A 20868-nucleotide genomic window follows, 5' to 3' on the forward strand; every position below is an offset into this window, starting at 1 on the left:
TCAGCGCAAGCGAATGGCGACGCGGGCGGATCGTCCGGCCGCGTCGATCACCGACAGGGTGACAAACCCCGCGCCGGGCAGATCGAGCAGCGTCTCGCGCCCGCGCAGCCCCACCTGCACCGGCACCCCATCCGCCAGCAGGGTGAAGGGCGCCGTGCCGCCGCGCAGCCGGACCATCAGCTTGCCGCCCAACCGCTCCACCTCGGCCCCATCGGGCGGAAAGGCCACCACCGGCGCCTCCGCCACCTCGAACGCCGCATTGCGCGACCGGAACCGCTGCAACGGCTGCGGCAGTTGCGCGTTCGACACCAGCAACGTCGCGGCGGGCGGGGGCGGCAGTGGCGTCAGGCTGCGGCTCAGCCGCCCCATCGCCTGAAACAGCACCGGCGCTGCCAGATCGCCCCCAAAGGCGCCCGGCACCGGCGTGCCATCAGCCCGCCCCATCCACACCCCCACCACAAACCGCCCGTCAAACCCGATCGCCCAGGCGTCGCGGTGGCCGTAGCTGGTGCCGGTCTTGTAGGCCAGCCGGTTTTCCGGCGCGCCGGGCGGTGGCGGCAGGCCCGCCAGCACATCCGCCACCTGCCAGGCCGCCACGGCAGACATCACGCGCTGCCCCTCGGCCCCTTCGCCGGTATAGCGCAGCGGCAGCGCCACCCCACCCCGCGCAATCGCGGCGTAAAGCTGCACCATATCTTCCAGCGTCACCCCCACCCCGCCGAGGCTCAGCGCCAGCCCCGGCTGCCCGCCCTCCAGCACCGGCTTCATCCCGGCGCGGCGCATCGCGGCCAGCACCTTGGCCGGGCCCAGCGCATCGGTGATCAGCACCACCGGAATGTTCAGCGACATCTGCAACGCCTCGCGCATCCGCACCGTGCCGCGAAACAGCTTGTCGAAATTCTGCGGCGCATAGGGGCCGAAACTCACCGGCTTGTCGTCGATCATCGTCTCGGGGTGGCCCAGCCCCTCGTCAAAGGCCAGCCCATAGACCAGCGGTTTCAGCGTGCTGCCGGGTGAACGCAGCGCCCGCGTCATATCCACAAAGCCCTGCCGCCGATCCGCCAGAAACCCGGCAGACCCGACCGAGGCCAGCACCTCGCCCGACACCGGGTCGGCGGCCAATAGCGCGATCTGCAACTGATCGCCCTTGCCCGCCACCGCGTCACGCGCCAGCGCCTCCAGCGCCTTTTGCAACCCGGCGTCCAGCGTCAGCGTGATGCGCGGGTTCTGCGGCTCGGCGGCGCGCATCCGGTCGGCCAGATGCGGCGCCAGCATCGGCACCGGCTTGCGCGCCTGCGGCACCGGCTCGCCGCGCACCGCCTCGGCCTCCTCAGCCGAGATCACCCCATCGCCCAGCGCCCGCGCCAGCACCCGCCCGCGCGCTGCAATCGCCGCCTGCAGATGCCGGTCGGGGCGGCGGCTTTCCGGCGCCTGCGGAATGGCCACCAGCAGCGCCGCCTCTGCCGGGGTCAGGCGGCGCGGCTCCTTGCCGAAATAGGCCAGACTGGCCGCCCGCACGCCCTCCAGATTGCCACCAAACGGCGCAAGGTTCAGATAAAGCTGCAGGATCTGGCGCTTCGTCAACTGCTGCTCCAGCGCCAGCGCCACGCGCGCCTGCCGCAGCTTGCCCGCCACTTGCCCGGTGCCGCTGTCTTCCAGCAGCCGCGCCACCTGCATCGTTAGCGTTGATCCGCCCGACACCACCCGCCCGTTCCATGCCGCCTGCGCGACGGCCCGCAGGATCGCCCAGCCATCCACCCCACCATGCTGCCAGAACCGCTTGTCCTCATAGGCCACCAGCATCTCGATATAGCGGGGGTCCACCGCCTCCGGCTCCACCGTCATTCGCCAGCGCCCGTCCCCCACCGTATAGGCCCGCAACAATATCCCGTTGCGATCCACCACCTCGGCCGAGCTTTCCAGCACCAGCGGCGGCAGGTCCGTCACCGCCACCCAATCGCGCGCGCGGTCCATGGCAAAACCCGCCGCCCAAAGGGCAGCGACCAGGGCAAAGGCGGCAAAGGCGCGCATCACTCGGTGATCGTGACTTGGCCGGTCTCGCTGCGCGCGCGGTAATCCGGGCGATACATATCCTCGACCGAGGCTGCCGGATGCCGGAAGGTGCCGGGCGACACCGCCCGCACGATATAGGCCAGCTTGAATGCGCCAGACCCGACCTGATCCACCGCCGCAAGGAAGCGATCTTGCCGGAACTCGCTATGCGCCGTATCGGTCTCCAGCCCCAGCCAATCCAGCGCGGCGATGTTGCCGCCGCTGATCAGGCTCGGGTTGTCGATCTCGAACCCGGCCGGCAGCGGATCGGCCACCATCAGCCGCGCCTCGTTGCCCTCGAACGGGGTGATCTCCAGCACCGTCACCAGCCGCGTGCCAACCGGCACGCTGTCCAGCACCATCGGCTCCCCTTCCAGCGTGTAATAGCTGCGGGTGATGGCATAGCCATTGCCCCCCGCCGCCACCGGCTCTGACGGCACACCATAGGTGGTGACGGTCAGTTGCGTCTTCGCCCCGCCATTCTTCACCACCAGTGGCGCGCTGGTGTCATTCGCCACCCGCACCAGCGGCCCACTGGCGGCGGCGCCATTGATCGTCACATCCGCCCCGCCCGCCCCGATCAGCGCGTTCGACGCCAGCAGCGCCCAGACGCTTTCCTGCGTGGACAGCGCGCCCTGCGTGGCGATGCGGTTCACCAGCGCGTCACGGTCCACCGCTTCCGATCCCGCTTCCACCGCCAGCGTCAGCATGGCCGCCGCATCGCGGTAGGTGGTGCCGTAATCGGCGCGATAGATCTGCGCACCCTTGTCGTCGCTTTCATCCAGCCGCGCCTGCGCCTTGCGGAACATCGCATCCGCCCGCGCCGGATCGCCATAAGCCGCCAGCGCCGCACCCAGTTGCGCCTGAGCCAGCGGGGTGGCAAAGGCATCGCCCTTCACATCCGCATAATAGCGCAGATCGCCCACCGCCGCAGCACCTTCGCGCGCCAGCACCAGCAGCGCATAGGCCAGCGCCTCGCCCCCCAGATCGAAATCGGTCTGGTAGTTCACCTGATTGCGCAGGTTGTCCAGCGCGCTGCGGAACGCGATGTCGGGCACCGCATGGCCCTGCGCCCGCGCCCGGCTGAGGAAGTCGGTCACATAGGCATCCAGCCACAGGTCAGAGCCACTCGTCTCCGGCGCCGACCACAGGCCAAAGGCCCCTTCGGCGTTCTGGTTCTGCAAGACCTCGGTCACCGCCTGCCCGATGCGCAGGCTGATATTCTCGGCCCCCTGCAACTGCATCGCCTGCGCCACCTGATCGAAATACACCAGCGGCAGCGCCTTGGAGGTGATCTGTTCGGTGCAGCCATAAGGATAGCGATCCAGCGCTGCCAGCAGCCCCGGCGCATTCAGCCGCGCAATCGGGCCGATTGCCAGACTGGCCGACCCCGTGCCGGGGATCATGCCCGCAAAGACATTGGCGTCGAAGGTGAACTCCTGCCCCTTGTCCAGATCGAAGCGGCTGATCCGCGCCACCTCGGGGTCATTGGTCTGCACCGGCAACGTCAGGGTTTTCACCAGCGCCTTGCCGTCGGGCGTGGTCAGCGTGACGGTGATCTGATGCAGCCCCGCCGCCGTCGCGGTGACCGGGATCGCCAGCACCACCTTCTGCTTTTCGCCCACATCCACGCTGTCCGGCAGTGCGCCCAGCGTCACGCCTTCGGCCACCGCGCTCAGCGCCATCTTGCCCGCCGGGCCGGTGGCATGAACCACCTCCAGCAGCACGCGGCTTTCGTCCCCCGGCGCCATGAAGCGCGGCAGCGAGGCCGTCACCACCACCGGGTCGCGCACCAGCACATCCTTTTCGGCCTGCCCCACCGCCTTGCCCGACCACGCCACCGCCATCAGCCGCACCGTGCCGTTGAACGAGGGCAGATCAAAGCTGGCCCGCGCCAGACCATCGGCGCCCACCTGCACCGGGCCGGTGAAATAGGCCACCAGTTCCTCTGTCGGCGGCGGGCCTTGCAGCCGCGCCTGCGCGCCCGCATCACCGCCAGATCGCACCTGACCTTCGGCACCGTTCAGCCCGTCGATCAGCCGCCCGTAAACGTCACGGATGCCGATGCCCAGCTTGCGCTGGCCAAAGTAATAGCCTGCCGGATCGGGCGATTTGAACGCGGTCAGGTTCAGGATGCCCACATCCACCGCCGCCAGCGTGACATAGGCCGTATCGCCCTCGGCCACGCCGTCCACCTTCACCGCAACCTCCACCGGGCTGCGCGGCGCCACCTCATCCGGCGCCTCCACGCGGACCGCCAGCTTCGCCGCACCCGGATCAATCGCCGCATGGGTCAGGCCCAGCGCGCGGGCCGGGTTGCGCCCTGCCGCCACATCCATCGGGCGTAGCGCCTGCACCGTCACATAGACCCCGGCGCCCCAGTCATCGGTCACCGGCAGCTCGATCAGGTTCTCGCCCGCCGTCACATCCACCGCCTGCATCGCCACCAGCCGGTTCGACAGCACCATCACCAGCGCCTTGCCCGCCGCCCGCGGCACCATGCGCAGCTTCGCCACCTCGCCCGGCTTGTAGGCCGCCTTGTCCAGCGACAGTTCCAGCATGTCGGGCGACTCTGAAGCCCCCGCCGCCGCATACCACCCGGCCGAAAAGCCGGTGGAGGTTTCGGCCGGCGCGCCATCCGCCCGCGTCACCACAAGCTCGTATTCGCCCCATTGCACCGGCACCGCCACCTGCACCGGCTCTGCCCCCAGATCGGCGCGGCCTTCGGTCACCCGGGTCCGCGTCGTCACCGGCTCCCAGTTCCAGCTGCCGGAATACTGATACCACTGGTATTGCGTCTCAACCCGCACCAGCTCCCACTTTACCGCCATCGGCACCGGCGCCGCGTCCGCGCCGACACCGATCAGTTGAAACCGCGCCTCGCCATTTTCCGGCGCCACGGCGTCGAACAGCGGCTTCACCCCGATCATCGGCGCCGAGGGCGCAAGGATCGTGCTGACCCGCCGCTCCACCGGGCGGCCCGAGCCTTCGGCGATGCGCAGGGTCACCCGCGCCTCCAGCGGCAGGCCGGGATCGTCCGCCTCGGGCAGCGCCGCGCTGACCACGGCCTTGCCCGCCGCATCGGTGCGCGTGCCCTCCGGGATCGGCTCCATCCGCGCATCGAAGGGTGCGTCGTGGCGGCCAAATACATAGCCGGGGAATTTGGGCAACTCCTTGGCGGCGCGCAGCAGCACCTCGCCCTCAATCGCCAGATCCGCCCCCGGCGCGCCGAACAGATATTGCGCTGCCACATCCAGCCGCAGCACATCGCCCAGCTTCACCGGCCCGTCCGTCAGCGCCAGCGTGTAATCAATCCGCTCCGGCAGAAAATCTTCGACCAGAAAGGTCTGCTTGGTCAGCGGGTCCGCCTCGGGGTCGGCATAGACCTCCAGCGACCAGACGCCGCGCGGCGCCGATCCGGCCACCGGCAGCGCAAAGACATGCCCGCCCTGCCCGGCATCCTGTGTCACAAGGCGGCTGTATTCCACCCCGTCGGGCCGTTTCAGCACCGCCGTCAGCGGCATGCCGGCAATCGCCTGCGCCTGCGCATCCCGCGCCAGCGCCGTGGCGAACACGGTTTCCCCGGCACGATAGGCGCCGCGATCCGTGGTCAGGAACACATCCACCGGCGGCGCGGCCTCGCGCCCCTCCACCCCGCGATCCGACAGATCGAACTCCGGGTCGGTCAGCGACAGGAAGGCGATGTCCGTCTCGCCCTCATGCGCCACCACCATGGCAGGCGCCGCCCCGCCGGTGCCCCGTGCCAGCCCGGCGTCAAAGCGGGCATAGCCCTGCGCATCGGTCACCGCACTGCCCAGCACCGCATTGGCCCGGCTCAGCAGATCGACGGTCACCCCCGCCTTCGCCTCGGCGGTGCCAAGGCTGCGCACCATCACATGCAGCCCGTCGGTGCCCGACAGCGTGGTCACCCCCAGATCCGACACGACAAACCACTGCCACGCCGCCGGAATGGTATAGGGGTCCACCCCCGGCACCGCCGCCTTCAGCGCATAGATCCCCGCTGGCAGACCCTTCAGCGCCTCGTCCATCGGCAGGCGGGTGGTCACGTCCTTGTTGACCTCCTGCACCACCGTCGCGGCGCCTTTCCACAACTGCTCGCCCACATCACCGTCAAAGCCGTATTCCTGATATTCGGCCATCGGCATGTCGAGATAGCTGTTCTGCACCGCCCGCAGCAGGTTGCGATCCGACACGCGGAACAGCGTCAGGTCCAGCTTTTCGGTGTTCACCGTTTCCACCGGCAGCGCCGCCTGATCCGATTTCGGCAGCACATAGGCCCGCCCCGGAAAGCGCACGCCCGGCTGGCGGTCGCGCACATAGGCCGAAACCCCCACCGATTTCGCCAGCGCTTGCCCATCCGCCGCAGGCAGCCCCTCGCGGAAGGTGAACTGATAGCGCGTGCCGTGGCTCACCCCTTCGATGCACAACTGCCGCCAGCCGCCCGGCTCTACCGTCAGGCCCGGTTCGGGCAGTTGCACGAAGGGCGTGTAATCCACCCCCGCCTCCACCAGATCTTCCGAGGTGTTGACGCAGACGCGCGGCCGCGCGCTGTCGGCCTGCACATCGGTTTCCAGCAGGCGAAAGCCGTATTTCCCCGCCGCATCGTCCAGCAGCGCCGCCGTCTCGTCACGCGGCTGCATTTGCTGCGCCAGCCGCAGCGCCTTGACCATATCGCTGCCACGCTCGGTGGCCTCCAGCGCAAAAGCCATCTTCACCAGCGCGTTATGGCGGATCGCCTTGTTCCCCGCCCGCAGATAGGCGTTGATCGCGGCACTCAGCGCCCGCGCCCGCTGATCGCCCACATCGCCCTGCCCCGCGTCCGAGGCCGCCAGCAACAGCCGCGCATATTCCGTCCACACCTCCGGGCTGTCATCGACATTGGTCGCCGCCCCGGCGAAATCGCTGGCGCGCAGCGCATCGCCGCCCGCCTCCAGATCATGCGCCTGTTGCAGATGCTCCGCCGCACTCCACTGCCCCGAGGTGTGGCGCGCCGCCAACCCCTCGGCCTGTTGCAGCGCCGTGGCAAACTCGTCGTCGCGCAGGAAGGTCAGCTCGGCCTTGCGCGCCGCCGCCCCGGCCAGCACCTTCGCGTCATTGGCCACCGCCCGGCCCGACAACGCCCCCTGATAGAACGCCTCCGCCCCCGGATCGGCCTTGGCAAAGCAAGACCCGTTGCGCGTGTTGAAGGTGAAATGCGTGCAGCGCGCCTCGCTGAGGCAGGCCCGCTCGCAGGCCTCCAGCGTGGTATCCAGCAGCGTGGACAGATCGCCCCCCGGCAGGTCCGCATCCTGACTGATGACAAACCGCTTTGCCGGCACAAGATCCTCTGCCCAAGCCCCGGCGGGCAGGGCGCAAAAGAGACCGAACAGAATGGCCCGGCTGAACGCACGCATCGAAATACCTCCTGAAATCAGTTGCCGCGATGCTGCCACGCCCGGCCCGATTGCGCAATCGGGCAGCGGGTCGCGCCAGAGACCCCGCCGAAGATTGTCGGCGTTAAGCCTTGCTTCACGATGTTGCGCCAGCCTGCCCTGCAATCGCCCCTGCGGACGGAATCGGATGGACCTTTCAGAACGGCTGGCAAAAGAACGGCGCGCCCGCCTTGCGGCGGAACGCCTGCTGGAACAGAAAAGCCGCGAGCTTTTCGCGGCCAATGAAAAACTGGCCCTGCACGCGCGTTCCCTGTCCGACCAGATCGTGGAACAGCGGCAGGTGGTGAAATCGGCCCTGTCGGAGGCCGAGGCGCTGAAAGGCCAGAACCTGCGCTTCCTGTCGGATCTGGAACGCGCCCATACCGCGGCGGTGATGGCCGAACGGCGGCTGTGGGACTCGATCAACACCATCCGTGACGGGTTTGCCGTGTTCGACAGTGCCAACCGCCTTGTCGCCGCCAACCGCGCCTACCTCGCCGCCTTCGAAAGCGAAGACATCGCCCCCGGCACTGCCTATGACACCCTTCTGCGCAGCGCCTGCGAAACCGGCCTTGTCGATATCGGCAGCGTCCCGCCGCAAGACTGGTGCTCCACCATGCTGGCCCGCTGGGATCAAGACCCGATCGAACCGCTGGAGCTGCAATTTTCCAACGGCACCTGGGTCCGCCTTGTCGATCACCGCGGGCGCGATGGCGATATGGTCAGCCTCGCGCTCAACATCACCGACCAGAAGCGCATCTGGGCCGCGATCGAGGCGATCCCCGATGGCTTCGTGCTTTTTGACAGGGAGGACCGGCTCATGGTCTGCAATCAGCGTTACCGCGACCTCTTTCCCGAAAGCGCCCCGGCCATGGTGCCCGGCGCCACCTTTGAAACCATCCTGCGTTACGGGCTGGATCGCGGCCAATATGCCGATGCACAGGGCCGCGAGGCGGATTGGCTGGATGAACGCCTGCGCCTGCACGAGGCGAAAAGCTCGGATTTCGAACAGGAACTGACGCCGGGCCGCTGGCTGCGGGTGATCGACAAGGAAACCCCGGATGGCGGGCGCGTCGGCCTGCGGGTGGACATCACACGCCAGCGCGAACAGCAGGCCGCCCTGCAAGCCGCCCGCGAGGCGGCCGAGGCGGCGGTGCGCGCCAAATCGGCCTTCCTCGCCAATATGAGCCACGAGATCCGCACCCCGATGAACGGCGTCGTCGGCATGGCCGAACTGCTGTGCGACACGCCGCTGACCGAAGAACAGCGCCTGTTCGCCGATACCATCCGCTCCTCGGGCGAGGCGCTGCTGGTCATCATCAACGACATTCTCGATTATTCCAAGATCGAGGCAGAACGCCTGACCCTGCGCCCGGAACCCTTTGATCTGGAACGGGTCATTCACGAGGTTTCGATGCTGCTGCAACCCAAGGCGCGCGCCAAGGGCGTCGATCTGCTGATTGATTTCGACATGTTCCTGCCCACCCGCTATATCGGCGATCCGGGGCGGCTGCGGCAGGTGCTGACCAATCTGATCGGCAACGCGGTGAAATTCACCGATGCCGGCCATGTGCTGATCCGCGTCGTCGGCATCGCCGCCGAACCGGGCGCGCAGCAATTGCACATCACCGTCGAAGACACCGGCATCGGCATCGCACCCGAACATCTCGATCACATCTTCGGCGAATTCAATCAGGTGGAAACCGACAGCAACCGCAAATTCGAAGGCACCGGGCTTGGCCTCGCCATCACACAGCGGCTGGTGGACCGGATGGGCGGCGCCGTCTGGGTGGACAGCGAACTGGGGCGCGGCTCGTGCTTCGGCTTCCGCCTGTCGCTGCCGGTGGCCGAGATCAGCGAGGATCACCCCGCCACCGTCAGCCTGAAACGCGCACTGGTGGTGGATGACCAATATATCAACCGCACCATTCTGGAACGCCAGTTGGTCACCTGCGGCATGCAGGCCGTGCTTTGCCGCTCGGGCGCCGACGCGCTGGCGGTGCTGGACAGTGACCGCGATTTCGACGTGATCCTGTGCAATCAGGACATGCCGGAACTGGACGGGCTGACCCTCGTGCAGCGCCTGCGCGGCGCGGGCATCGTCGCCCCCGTGCTGCTGCTGTCGGCCAATCCCGCCGCCGCCCGCGATCTGCCGGGGGCCGATCTTGTGGCGCATATCCTGCAAAAGCCGCTGCTGCGCGCCGATCTGTATCGCCGCCTGCAAGATCTCGCCCCGCCGCCCACCGCCGCCCCCCTGCGCCAGATGCGCGTGCTGGCAGCCGAGGACAACCGCACCAACCAGCTTGTCTTCCGCAAGATGGTGCGCGATCTCGACCTCGATCTGACCTTCGCCCATAACGGGCGCGAGGCGGTGGCGCTGTTCACCACCCTGCATCCCGACCTGATCTTCATGGATATTTCCATGCCGGAAATGGACGGGCGCGAGGCCGCCCGCGCCATCCGTCAGGCCGAAGGCACCGGGCCGCGCGTGCCCATCATCGCGCTGACCGCCCACGCGATGGAGGGCGACGCCGAAACCATTCTCGCCGCCGGGATCGACCGCTATCTGACCAAACCGCTGCGCCGCTCCGCGATCTGCGAGGCGCTGGTGGAATTTACCCCCGCCGATGTGCGCCCCGTGCTGACCGATACGCCCGAGGCCGGGGCCGCCTAGGCCCCGCGCCGGAAGATCAGCCGATCCCCCTCGGCCCCGCTGAACCGATAGCCGCCCGCATCAAAGCCGCGCAGCGCCTCCACATCATCCAGCCGGTTCTCGACAATAAACCGCGCCATCGCCCCGCGCGCCTTCTTGGCCCAGAAGCTGACCACCTTCGCTTCGCCCGCCTTTTCCTCCAGAAACACCGGCGTCACCACCCGCAAGCGCAACGCCGCCAGATCCACCGCCGAAAAATACTCGACCGAGGCGCAGTTGACCAACACCCGCGCCCCCGTCTCCTCCGCCGCCACGTTCAGCGCCCCGGCGATCCGATCCCCCCAATAGGCGTAAAGATCCGTCCCCTTGGGCGAAGCAAGCCGCGAGCCCATTTCCAGCCGATAGGGCTCGATCCGGTCGGTCGGGCGCAGCAGCCCGTAAAGCCCCGACAGGATGCGCAAATGCCCCGCCGCCCAGCGCCAGCCATCGGGCGACAGCGTCTTCGCCTCCAGCCCGGCATAGGTGTCGCCCGCGAACAGCAGCGCGGCAGGCGCGCGGTCCTGTGTGCCAAAGGCGGCAAAGCGCCCCACATTCAGCTCGGCCAGCGCGGGCGAGATGTCCATCAGCTTGCGCAATTCCGCCGCAGACAGCCCGCGCGCGATCTGCGCCAGATCGCGCGCCGCGGCGACAAAGGCCGGGTCACTGGCGGCGATGCCGTCGGGCAAGGCAGGCGGGGCGGGATCAAGGCGTTTGGCGGGGGAAATCACGGTCAGCATCGGGCACTCCTTCGCGCCCTAGCTAACCGTGCGGGCGGCGAAGGCAAGTCAGCCCGCGCGGCAAATCTCCAGAAAGGCCGCGCCAAAGCGTTCCAGCTTGGCCGGGCCCAGATCGCCCGCCCGGTCCAGATCCGACAGGGTCGAAGGCCGCGCCTCGGCGATCTTGCGCAGCGCGGTCTGCGACAGCGACAGCGGCTTGCCGATGCCATCCTCGCCCCGCATCAGCCGCAACTGCGCCTCGGCCAGCCGGTCGAAGATCTCGCCCGCCGGGCGCCCGGCCAGCCGCATCCGCTGCGGATGCAGCCCCTCCACCGCGCCGGTGATCACCGCCAGAAACGCCGCGCCATAGCTTTCCAGCTTTTTCGCCCCGACACCGCTGACCTGCGCCATCTGGTCCAGTGTCGTGGGCCGCCGCTCGGCCATCTCGATCAGCGTGCGGTCGGGGAAGATCACATAGGCGGGCACCCGCGCCGCCTCGGCCAGCGCGCGCCGCTTGGCCTTCAGCGCCGACAGCAGCGGCGCGTCCTCCTCCGAAACCAGCGCCTTGGCCACCGGCCCGCCCGAAACCTGCACGGTATCCTTGCGCAGGGTGATGCTTTCCTCGCCGCGCAGGATCGGGCGCGCGGCCTCGGTCATCCGCAACGCGCCAAAGCGATCCGGGTCGGGGCGCAGCAGGTCGCGCCCCATCATCTGGCGGAACACCGCGCCCCAGCCGGTTTTCGACAGCTCGCGCCCGACACCAAAGGTTGGCAACCCGTCATGGCCCTTTTCGCGCACCTTGGCCGTGGCGGTGCCGGTCAGGATGTCGATCAGATGCCCCGCGCCGAACCATTCGCCGGTGCGCAATACCGCCGACAGCGCCTTGCGCACCGCATCGGTGGCGTCGAACAATTGCGCCGGGCGGTCGCACAGATCGCAATTGCCGCAGGGCGCGGACGCCTCGCCGAAATAGCCCAGCAACACCTGACGGCGGCACCCCACCGCCTCGGCCAACCCCAGCAGCGCATTCAGCCGCGCGTGATCGGCGGCCTTGCGGTCGGGCGGGGCGGCGCCTTCGTCGATCTGGCTGCGGCGCAGGCGGATGTCGTCGGGGCCATACAGCGTCAGCGTTTCCGCAGGCGCGCCATCGCGGCCCGCGCGACCGATTTCCTGATAATAGGCCTCGATGCTTTTCGACAGGTCGGCATGGGCGACCCAGCGGATATCCGGCTTGTCGATCCCCATGCCGAAGGCGATGGTGGCGCAGACGATCAGCCCGTCTTCCTGCTGAAACCGCACCTCGACCTGACGGCGGTCCTCCGCCTCCATCCCGCCGTGATAGTGGCAGGCGGCGTGCCCGGCCTCGCGCAGCGCACTGGCCAGCGTTTCCGTCTTGGCCCGCGTCGCGCAATAGACGATGCCCGATTGCCCCTTGCGCGCCGCGGCAAAGCCCAGAATCTGGCGGCGCGGATTGTCCTTCACCGCGAAGGCCAGGTGGATATTGGGCCGGTCGAACCCGCGCAGAAAGGTCGCAGGCTCCACCCCGTCGAACAGCCGGGTCACGATCTCGGCGCGGGTTTCCTCGTCCGCCGTGGCGGTGAAGGCGGCCACCGGCACCTGCAGCGCGCGTTTCAGATCACCGATGCGCAGGTAATCGGGGCGGAAGTCATGGCCCCACTGGCTGACGCAATGCGCCTCGTCCACCGCGATGCGCGACACGCCGACCCGGCGCAACAGGCCCAGCGTGCCGGGTGCGGCCAGCCGTTCCGGCGCCATGTATAGCAGTTTCAGCCGCCCCTCGTCCAGCGCGTGAAACACCGCCTCGGTTTCTTCATCGGTATTGCCAGAGGTCAGCGCCCCGGCCTCCACCCCCGCCTCGCGCAAGCTGCGCACCTGATCGCGCATCAGCGCAATCAGCGGCGAGATGACCACCGTCACGCCCTCAAGGCACAGGGCAGGCAGTTGGAAACACAGGGATTTCCCGCCCCCCGTCGGCATGATCGCCAGCGTGTCGCGCCCGGCCAGCACCGCATCGACGATCTCTTCCTGACCGGGCCGAAAGGCGCCATAGCCAAAGACCGAGGCAAGAAGCGCGCGCGGCTCCTGCATCGGTCAGTAGAACATCGGCATGTTGTTCACGATGATGATGCGCAGCGCGTAAATCGCCAGCAGCGCCAGCAGCGGCGCAAGGTCGATCCCGCCCATCGCCGGCAGAACGGACCGCAGCCGGTCATACACCGGGTCCAGCAAGCGGCCCAGCCCATACCACAACTGCCCCACCAAGGGCTGCCGCAGGTTCAGCACCTGAAAGTTGATCAGCCAGGACATGATGATATGCGCAAGGATGATGAACTGCGCCACGCTCAGCACCATCAGCAGGATTTGCAGGATCGAAACCATCGGCACCCTCGTTCAAAGCTGTGGTTTAGGTAGCGCGCGGCCCCCCGAAGCACAACCACTTCCGCAGCGTTTCGCTTGACGCCCCCACCCCCGGAACGGCACCCGACAGGGCAGAGGTGCCCCATGTATCCCTATATCCGACTCGCCAAAGAAATCCTGAACGCCCGCCGCGCGCCGAAACTCGGCCTGCTCGACACCCACGAAAGCACGCATATCTGCTGGCCGTGGGATATCGACCCGTGGCGCGAGTTGAACAATGGCCGCACGTTGACACTCTACGATCTGGGCCGGGTGCCGCTGGGCATCCGCACCGGGCTTTCGGCCACCGTGCTGCAAAACGGCTGGGGCATGGCCATCGCCGGAAACTCCACCCGCTACCGCAAGCGGGTGACGGCGTTTCAAGCCATCACCATGCGCTCGCGCTGCGTCGGCTGGGACGACCGTTTTCTCTATATCGACCAGACGATGTGGCGCGGCGCAGAGTGCACCAGCCAGATGCTCGCCCGCTCCGCCTTCACCTCGCGCAACGGCATCGTGCCGCCCACGCAGGTGATCGCCGCGATGGGCGAAAACCCGGCCAGCCCGCCGCTGCCCGCCTGGGTGGCAGACTGGATCGCCGCCGATGCCACCCGCCCCTGGCCGCCCCACCCCTAATCTACGCTGCACTTGCACATCCCGCCGCTTTCGGGCTTCATCGCCCGGCAAACAGGGGGCGCGCATGGACCGCAAACGCATCTGGGGCTGGTATTTCTTCGATTGGGCCAGCCAGCCCTACAACACGCTCCTGCTGACCTTCATCTTCGGCCCCTATTTTGCCGAGGTGGCGCGCACTCATTACACCAGCCTCGGCATGGCCCCCGACCGCGCGGCGGCCGAGGCGCAGGCCTTCTGGGGCTATGGCCAGACCCTTGCCGGCATCGCCATCGCCTGCCTCGCCCCGATCCTTGGCGCGATTGCCGACAGTTCGGGCCGCCGCATGGCGTGGATCTGGGTGTTTTCCGCCTTCTACGTCTTCGGCGCCTTCGGCCTGTGGTATCTGCTGCCCACCGCCCCCAACCTGACGCTGGCCATGCTCTGCTTCGGCATCGGCCTGATCGGGATGGAGTTTGCGACGATCTTCACCAACTCGCTGATGCCCAGCCTCGCCCCGCCCGAGGAGATGGGCAAGGTTTCCGGCTCCGGCTTCGCCTTCGGCTATACCGGCGGCATCGTGTCGCTGGTGCTGATGCTGCTGCTGTTCGCCGAAAACGGCGCCACCGGCAAAACCCTGATCGGGCTGGACCCGCTGTTCGGGCTGGACGCCACCGCCCGCGAAGGCACCCGCGCCGTCGGCCCCTTTACCGCGCTGTGGTATGCGCTGTTCATGGTGCCGTTCTTCCTGTGGGTGCGCGAACCCAAGGGCACCGGCACCGGCCACAGCCTGCCCCGCGCATTGGCGCAACTCGGGCGGCTGCTGAAATCGCTGCCCTCGCGGCAAAGCCTGTTCGCTTACCTCATGTCCTCGATGTTCTACCGCGACTCGCTGAATGCGCTTTACGGCTTCGGCGGCGTCTATGCCTCGGGCGTGCTGGGGTGGAGCGTGACGCAGATCGGCATCTTCGGCATCATCGGCGCGCTGTCGGCCGCCGTGGCCACCTGGATCGGCGGCAAGCTGGATGCCGCACGCGGGCCAAAGCCTGTGATCGTGGGCTCCATCTGGGTGCTGATCGCGGTCTGCGCCGTGATCGTCGGCATGTCGCGCGAGTCGATCTTCGGCCTGCCCTTCGCCCCCGGCTCCCCCCTGCCCGACCTCATCATGTATGGCTGCGGCATCCTGATCGGGGCGGCGGGCGGCACGGTGCAGGCCGCCTCGCGCACCATGATGGTGTTCCACACCACCCCCGAACGCGCGACCGAGGCCTTCGGCCTGTTCGCCCTGTCCGGCAAGGCCACCGCCTTCATCGCGCCCTTCGCCATCGCCATCGCCTCGGATGTAAGCGGATCGCAGCGCATCGGCGTCGCGCCGCTGATCGGGCTGTTTCTTGTCGGCCTGATTCTGCTAGTCTGGGTCAAACCGAATGGTGACAGGCAGGCATGACCATGATCCGCCCCTTTCTGACCGCGCTGGCGCTGGCTTGCGCCCTGCCCGCCACGGCGGCCCCGCTGGCCGTGGAAACGCTGGGGCAGGCGCAAAGCCCCTCGCAGCAACCGCCCATGCCCATCGGCTCCTACGCCAAGGGCTGCGCTGCGGGTCTGGTGCAACTGCCGGAAACCGGGCCGACATGGCAGGCCATGCGCCTGTCGCGCAACCGCAATTACGGCCAGCCGGTGCTGGTGGACTATCTGCAACAGCTTTCGGTCGCCGCCACGCAGATCGGCTGGCGGGGCCTCTATATCGGTGACATGAGCCAGCCCCGCGGCGGCCCGATGACCTCGGGCCATGCCAGCCACCAGATCGGGCTGGATGCCGATATCTGGATGCTGCCGCCCGACCGGCTCGACCTCAGCCGCAAACAGCGCGAGAATATCAGCTCCATCCCCGTGCGCTCCGCCGATCAGCGCAGCGTCACCCGCAACTGGACGCCGCGCCACCACGCCCTGCTGCGCGCCGCCGCCTCGGATGCGCGGGTGGACCGCATCTTCGTCGCCGCCGCCGTGAAGATCGAAATGTGCAAGACCGCCACGCGGAAAGACACCGCATGGCTGCAGAAAATCCGCCCCGTCGCCGGGCATGACACGCATTTCCATGTGCGGCTGAAATGCCCGAAAGGCGCCACGCTCTGCAAGACCCAGACGCCGACGGTGGATGATCTGTCGAAAGGCGGCAATGGCTGCGATGACACGCTCACCTGGTGGGTGACCGATTACCTGAACCCGCCCAAACCCGGCAAGAAGCCGCAGGAACCGGCCCCCCGCACCCGCCACCCGCGCGAATACACCATGGCCGATCTGCCCGCCCAATGCGCTGCCGTTCTCTCTGCGCCCTGATCCTCGGCTGCGGGCTGGCGCTGGAGGGCAGCGCCGCCGAAACCCTGCCCGCAGGCTATATCGGCAATTATGTCTGGACCTCCGATGATCCCCGCCTCGGCGGCCTGTCCGCGTTGGAGGTTGACCGCACCGGCACCCGCTTCACCGCCCTGTCGGATCGCGGCGCCTGGACTGCGGGGCGCATCCTGCGCGACGCCAGCGGCGCGATCACCGGAATCGCGGCAAGCCCTGTCACGCTGCTGAAGGCGCGCGGCACCATGCCTCTCGCCCCCGGGCGCAATGACAGCGAAGGCCTGGCCATCGCCCCCGACGGCACCGCCTATGTCTCGTTCGAGGGGCCGGGCACCGCCCGCGTGCTGCGCTATCGCGACATCGGCGGCCCGGCGGAAAACCTGCCCTCCCCACCCGAATTTGCCCGCCTGCGCCTGAACAGCGCGCTGGAGGCGCTGGCCATCGGCCCCGACGGTGCGCTGTATACAATCCCCGAAAGCGGCGGGCGCGACAGCGGCCCCCTTCAGGTCTTCCGCTTCCGGGGGGGCCAGTGGCAACGTCCCTTCACCCTGCCCCGCCTTGGCACCTTTCTTCCCGTTGGTGCCGATTTCGGCCCCGACGGGCGGCTTTACCTGCTGGAACGCCAGTTTCGCGGCATCATGGGCTTCGCCAGCCGCGTGCGCCGATTCGACATCCGCGGCGACACCGCCTCGGCGGGCGAGGTGCTGCTGGAATCCCGCCCCGGCCAGCATGACAATCTGGAAGGCATCGCCGTCTGGCGCGACAAGGGGGGCGCCATTCGCCTGACCATGGTCGCCGACGATAATTTCCGCTTTTTCCAGACCACCGAACTGGTCGAATACCGCCTGCCACGGTGACTCGCCCGTTGACTCGGGGGGCCCTCCCGGCGTATCGGACCCGCCTTGCCCATAAGGGCCAAGTCTCCGCGACCTTGTAAAAAACGGAACTCACATGTTCAAATCCCTGATCCCTGGCATCCTTGCCATGGCGACGCTTGTCGTAGCCTCCAATATCCTCGTGCAGCACCTGCTTGGCCCCTGGCTGACCTGGGGCGCGCTCACCTATCCCTTCGCCTTCCTCGTCACCGATCTGACGAACCGCCTGCAAGGCCCCGCCGCCGCGCGCCGCGTCGTCTATGCGGGCTTTGTCGTGGGGGTGATCTGCTCGCTGATCGGCACGCAGATCATGGGCGAATTCGGCCCGCTGGTCACCCTGCGCGTCGCCCTCGGCTCTGGCCTCGCATTCCTCTGCGCGCAACTGACCGATGTCGCCGTGTTCAACCGCCTGCGCTATCGCGGCTGGTGGCGCGCCCCGCTCGTCTCCACCCTGTTTGGCGCCACGCTGGACACCGCGCTGTTCTTCTCCATCGCCTTTTCCGCCAGCCTGATCTGGCTGGATCCGGCAACCGATGTGTCCTGGGCCAACGAGTCGCTGCCTCTGCTGGGCCTTGGTCCGATGGCGCCGCTCTGGGTCTCGCTGGCCGCTGCCGACTGGCTGGTGAAGTTGGCGCTGGCCGCTGTTGCACTTGTGCCATTCCGCCTGATTGTCGGAAAATTTACCGCTGCACTCGCGTAAAAACTTTTGACAATCACCAGATCTGTGTCACCTTTCCCTTATCGGCAACACATTGAAAGGAGGTGATCCAGTGTCTAGAGTGATATTGGAGAGAGGTGTCGGGACAGTCGGGGGGCACGATATCTAGGGGCAACCCCTTGGAATCCAACCACTGATTGGGCTTGAAACCTAACTGGCCCATCTCCTTGGAACTCGGAAAGGGTCGCCGCACACCGGCGACCCTTTCTCGTTTTCACTCAACCTTAAAATGTCCGGATCCGTCGCTTAAAATGTAAACAGTTTATAAACGACCAGATCAGACGACAATTCCCGCCCGCCCCTCTTCCCCCCGCCGCAAAACCCGTTACCCTGTCCCCATGCTGCGCATCACCGACTCCGTCTTCATCGCCGACTGGGAACTGAGCGAGAATTTCTCGCGCTCGTCCGGCCCCGGCGGCCAGAACGTCAACAAGGTGGAAACCGCCGTCGAACTGCGATTCGAGGCGGACCGTTCGCCGCATCTGACCCCCGCCGTCAAAGCCCGCCTGAAACGCCTCGCCGGGCGCCGCTGGACGACCGAGGGCGCCATCGTCATCCGCGCCGAAGAAACCCGCAGTCAGGCCCGCAACCGCGAACTGGCGCAGGAACGTCTGGTGGAATTGATCCGCCAGGCCCTCGTCGCGCCCAAGCGCCGTATCGCCACCAAGCCGACGCTGGGCAGCCAGCGCCGCCGCCTCGCCGCCAAATCCATCCGGGGCGAGGTGAAATCGCTGCGCGGCAAGATCGAGGGCGAAGAATGACCGAGGCCGAGGAAGCCGCCCGCCATTGGGGCGGCACCGATCTGCGCGAATTGCGCAACCGCGAAAATGCCGTCTATGCCATGCGCCTGCCCGATGGGCGCCGCGCCGCGCTGCGCCTGCACCGCATGGGCTATCAGGGCGCCGATGCCATCCGCTCGGAACTCTGGCTCTGTGCCGCGCTGGCCGAACGCGGCCTGCCGGTGCCCGCGCCGATCACCACCACCAGCGGCGAAACCCTGCCGCAGCTTTCCACCCGCCGCCACGCCTCGGCCATCGGCTGGATCGCGGGCGAACCCTTCGGCGAGGCGGGCGTGCCCCTGCCCGGCCCCCCTGCCGCGCAACAGGCCCGCCACCGCGCGCTGGGGCGCCTGCTGGCGGAAATCCACACCGCCACTGACAGCCTGACCCTGCCCGCCAGCTTCACCCGCCCGCGCTGGGACATTGACGGGCTGGTGGGCGAAACTCCGTTCTGGGGCCGCTTCTGGGAACATCCGCAGCTTTCGCCCGATGCCGCCGCCACCCTGCGCCGCGCCCGCGCCTTCCTGCGCGACCGGCTGACCGATCACGCCCGCACCGCCCCCCTCGCCCCGATCCATGCCGATGTGCTGCGCGAAAACATCCTCGTCTCCGACCACCTGTCGCTGATTGATTTTGATGACAGCGGCATCGGCTTCCGCCTCTACGACCTCGGCACCGTGCTGTCCCAAGACCTTTACGAACCGCAGCGCCCCGCGCTGCAAGAGGCGCTGATCGACGGCTACGCCAGCCTGCGCCCGCTCGATCCCGCCATGGTGCCGGTGTTCACGCTGGCCCGGGTGTTGGCCTCGGTCGGCTGGGCCGCCCCGCGCCTGCCGCCCGAAGACCCGGTGCACCGCAGCCACATCGCCCGCGCCGTGATGTGGGCCGATCACGTTTTGGCAGGCGGTCGTTAAACCACCACCTCGCGCGCCACCTGATCGCCCACCCCGAAAATCCGCTTGTAACGCGCGATCTCGTCCGCCGGCCCCATCGCCTTGTTGGGATTGTCCGAAAGTTTCACCGTCGGCCGCCCATCGGCCGACACCGCCTTGCAGACCAGCGAGAACGGCGCCAGCCGGTCGCCCGCCAGCCCGTTGAAATCATTGGTCAGCAGCGTGCCCCAACCGAAAGACACCTTCACCCGGCCGGTGAACTGGCGGTGCAATTCCTCGATCTTGTCCACATCCAGCCCGTCGGAAAAGATCACCAGCTTCTGTCTCGGGTCTTCCCCCCGCTCGTTCCACCAGCGGATCGCATTTTCCGCCCCCACCGCCGGATCGCCGCTGTCGATGCGGATGCCGGTCCATGTGCTCAGCCAGTCCGGCGCGTTGCGCAGGAAGCCTTCGGTGCCATAGGTATCGGGCAGGATGATGCGCAGATTGCCGTCATGTTCCTCGTGCCAGTCGGCCAGCACCTTGTAGGGCGCCTGCGCCAGTGCGGCATCGCTATCGGCCAGAGCGGCATAGACCATCGGCAATTCATGCGCATTGGTGCCGATCGCCTCGATGTCGCGCTTCATGGCGATCTTGCAATTCGACGTGCCGATGAAGGCCTCTGGCAACCCTTCCTGCAACGCCTGCACCGCCCAATCCTGCCACAGGAAGGAATGGCGCCGCCGCGTGCCGAAATCGGCCAGCTTCAGCCCCTCGATCCCGCGCAACCGCTCCACCTTTTCCCACAGCCGGGCCATGGCGCGGGCATAGAGCACCTGCAGCTCGAACTTGCCCATATCCTTCAGCACCGCACGGCTGCGCAACTCCATCAGCACCGCCAGCGCCGGGATCTCCCACAGCATCACCTCGGGCCATTTGCCCTCGAAGGTCAGCTCATATTGCCCGTCGATCTTTTCCAGATGATAGGGCGGCAGGCGCATCCCCTCGAACCATTCCATGAAATCCGGGCGGAACATCTGGCGCTTGCCGTAGAACGTGTTGCCCCGCAACCAGGTGCTTTCGCCGCGCGACAGGCTCAAGCCGCGCACATGATCCAGCTGTTCGCGCAGCTCGCCCTCGTCGATCAACTCGCCCAGCCGCACCGATTTTGATCGGTTGATCAGGCTGAACACCACCGTCGTATCCGGGCTGTTGCGGAAAATAGACTGACACATCAACAGCTTGTAGAAATCTGTGTCGATCAGAGACCGGACAATCGGGTCAATCTTCCAATTGTGGTTATGCACCCGTGTCGCAATATCAACCATGCCCGCGCCTCCCTGCTCCGCCCCT

At 67.5% G+C, this 20868-nt stretch carries 14 protein-coding genes; 8 read left to right on the forward strand and 6 right to left on the reverse strand.

Annotated features, from left to right (window positions below):
- Both pbpC and BMX43_RS03150 read right to left on the reverse strand, forming a co-directional pair.
- Positions 1-2034: a penicillin-binding protein 1C gene (pbpC, locus tag BMX43_RS03145; protein WP_425431769.1), complete on the reverse strand. Its 2034-nt coding sequence runs from the start codon at positions 2032-2034 to the stop codon at positions 1-3.
- Positions 2031-7466, reverse strand: a complete 5436-nt coding sequence (locus BMX43_RS03150) for an alpha-2-macroglobulin family protein (RefSeq protein WP_091296591.1) — start codon at positions 7464-7466, stop codon at positions 2031-2033. Before BMX43_RS03150 ends, pbpC begins: the two co-directional genes overlap by 4 nt.
- Before the next feature lie 166 nt (positions 7467-7632).
- On the opposite strand from BMX43_RS03150, the gene BMX43_RS03155 reads away from it, so the two are divergent.
- Positions 7633-10158 carry a hybrid sensor histidine kinase/response regulator gene (locus BMX43_RS03155; protein ID WP_091296594.1) on the forward strand — a complete coding sequence of 842 codons (2526 nt, stop codon included), beginning with the start codon at positions 7633-7635 and terminating at the stop codon, positions 10156-10158.
- Here BMX43_RS03155 and yaaA read toward each other — a convergent pair.
- Genes yaaA through BMX43_RS03170 form a run of 3 tightly spaced genes read right to left on the reverse strand, consistent with a single transcriptional unit; the run spans position 10155 to position 13292 of the window.
- On the reverse strand, positions 10155-10913 hold the full coding sequence (gene yaaA / locus BMX43_RS03160; protein ID WP_091296596.1) for a peroxide stress protein YaaA: 759 nt from the start codon (positions 10911-10913) through the stop codon (positions 10155-10157). The genes BMX43_RS03155 and yaaA overlap by 4 nt on opposite strands.
- Positions 10914-10961: 48 nt before the next feature.
- The gene (recQ, locus tag BMX43_RS03165) at positions 10962-13001 is read right to left on the reverse strand and encodes a DNA helicase RecQ (RefSeq protein ID WP_091296599.1); all 2040 of its coding nucleotides are present in this window, start codon (positions 12999-13001) and stop codon (positions 10962-10964) included.
- Between the two features lie 3 nt (positions 13002-13004).
- Entirely contained in the window at positions 13005-13292 is a 288-nt protein-coding gene (locus tag BMX43_RS03170; RefSeq protein WP_091296602.1) for a YggT family protein, read from the reverse strand.
- A 123-nt stretch (positions 13293-13415) separates the two neighbouring features.
- On the opposite strand from BMX43_RS03170, the gene BMX43_RS03175 reads away from it, so the two are divergent.
- From BMX43_RS03175 to BMX43_RS03205, 7 genes are all read left to right on the forward strand, one after another.
- Complete coding sequence (locus BMX43_RS03175; RefSeq protein WP_091296603.1) at positions 13416-13946, forward strand: acyl-CoA thioesterase; 531 nt, start codon at positions 13416-13418, stop codon at positions 13944-13946.
- Positions 13947-14010: 64 nt separating this feature from the next.
- A complete protein-coding gene (locus BMX43_RS03180) occupies positions 14011-15369 on the forward strand; it encodes an MFS transporter (RefSeq protein WP_091296606.1) in 1359 nt (452 codons plus the stop codon).
- Between the two features lie 2 nt (positions 15370-15371).
- Entirely contained in the window at positions 15372-16259 is an 888-nt protein-coding gene (gene mepA, locus BMX43_RS03185; RefSeq protein ID WP_091297147.1) for a penicillin-insensitive murein endopeptidase, read from the forward strand.
- Entirely contained in the window at positions 16232-17128 is an 897-nt protein-coding gene (locus BMX43_RS03190) for an esterase-like activity of phytase family protein (RefSeq protein WP_091296608.1), read from the forward strand. Before mepA ends, BMX43_RS03190 begins: the two co-directional genes overlap by 28 nt.
- A 94-nt stretch (positions 17129-17222) precedes the next feature.
- Complete coding sequence (locus BMX43_RS03195; protein WP_091296611.1) at positions 17223-17846, forward strand: queuosine precursor transporter; 624 nt, start codon at positions 17223-17225, stop codon at positions 17844-17846.
- 356 nt (positions 17847-18202) lie between these two features.
- Positions 18203-18625 carry an alternative ribosome rescue aminoacyl-tRNA hydrolase ArfB gene (gene arfB / locus BMX43_RS03200; protein WP_091296614.1) on the forward strand — a complete coding sequence of 141 codons (423 nt, stop codon included), beginning with the start codon at positions 18203-18205 and terminating at the stop codon, positions 18623-18625.
- A complete protein-coding gene (locus BMX43_RS03205; protein WP_091296616.1) occupies positions 18622-19557 on the forward strand; it encodes a phosphotransferase enzyme family protein in 936 nt (311 codons plus the stop codon). Before arfB ends, BMX43_RS03205 begins: the two co-directional genes overlap by 4 nt.
- On the opposite strand, the gene pncB is transcribed toward BMX43_RS03205, so the two are convergent.
- Complete coding sequence (gene pncB, locus BMX43_RS03210) at positions 19554-20843, reverse strand: nicotinate phosphoribosyltransferase (protein ID WP_091296618.1); 1290 nt, start codon at positions 20841-20843, stop codon at positions 19554-19556. The two genes, BMX43_RS03205 and pncB, sit on opposite strands and share 4 nt — an antisense overlap.
- Positions 20844-20868 lie beyond the last annotated feature (25 nt).

It is taken from the genome of Gemmobacter aquatilis (assembly GCF_900110025.1).
In the GTDB taxonomy this organism is placed as follows: Bacteria; Pseudomonadota; Alphaproteobacteria; order Rhodobacterales; family Rhodobacteraceae; genus Gemmobacter; species Gemmobacter aquatilis.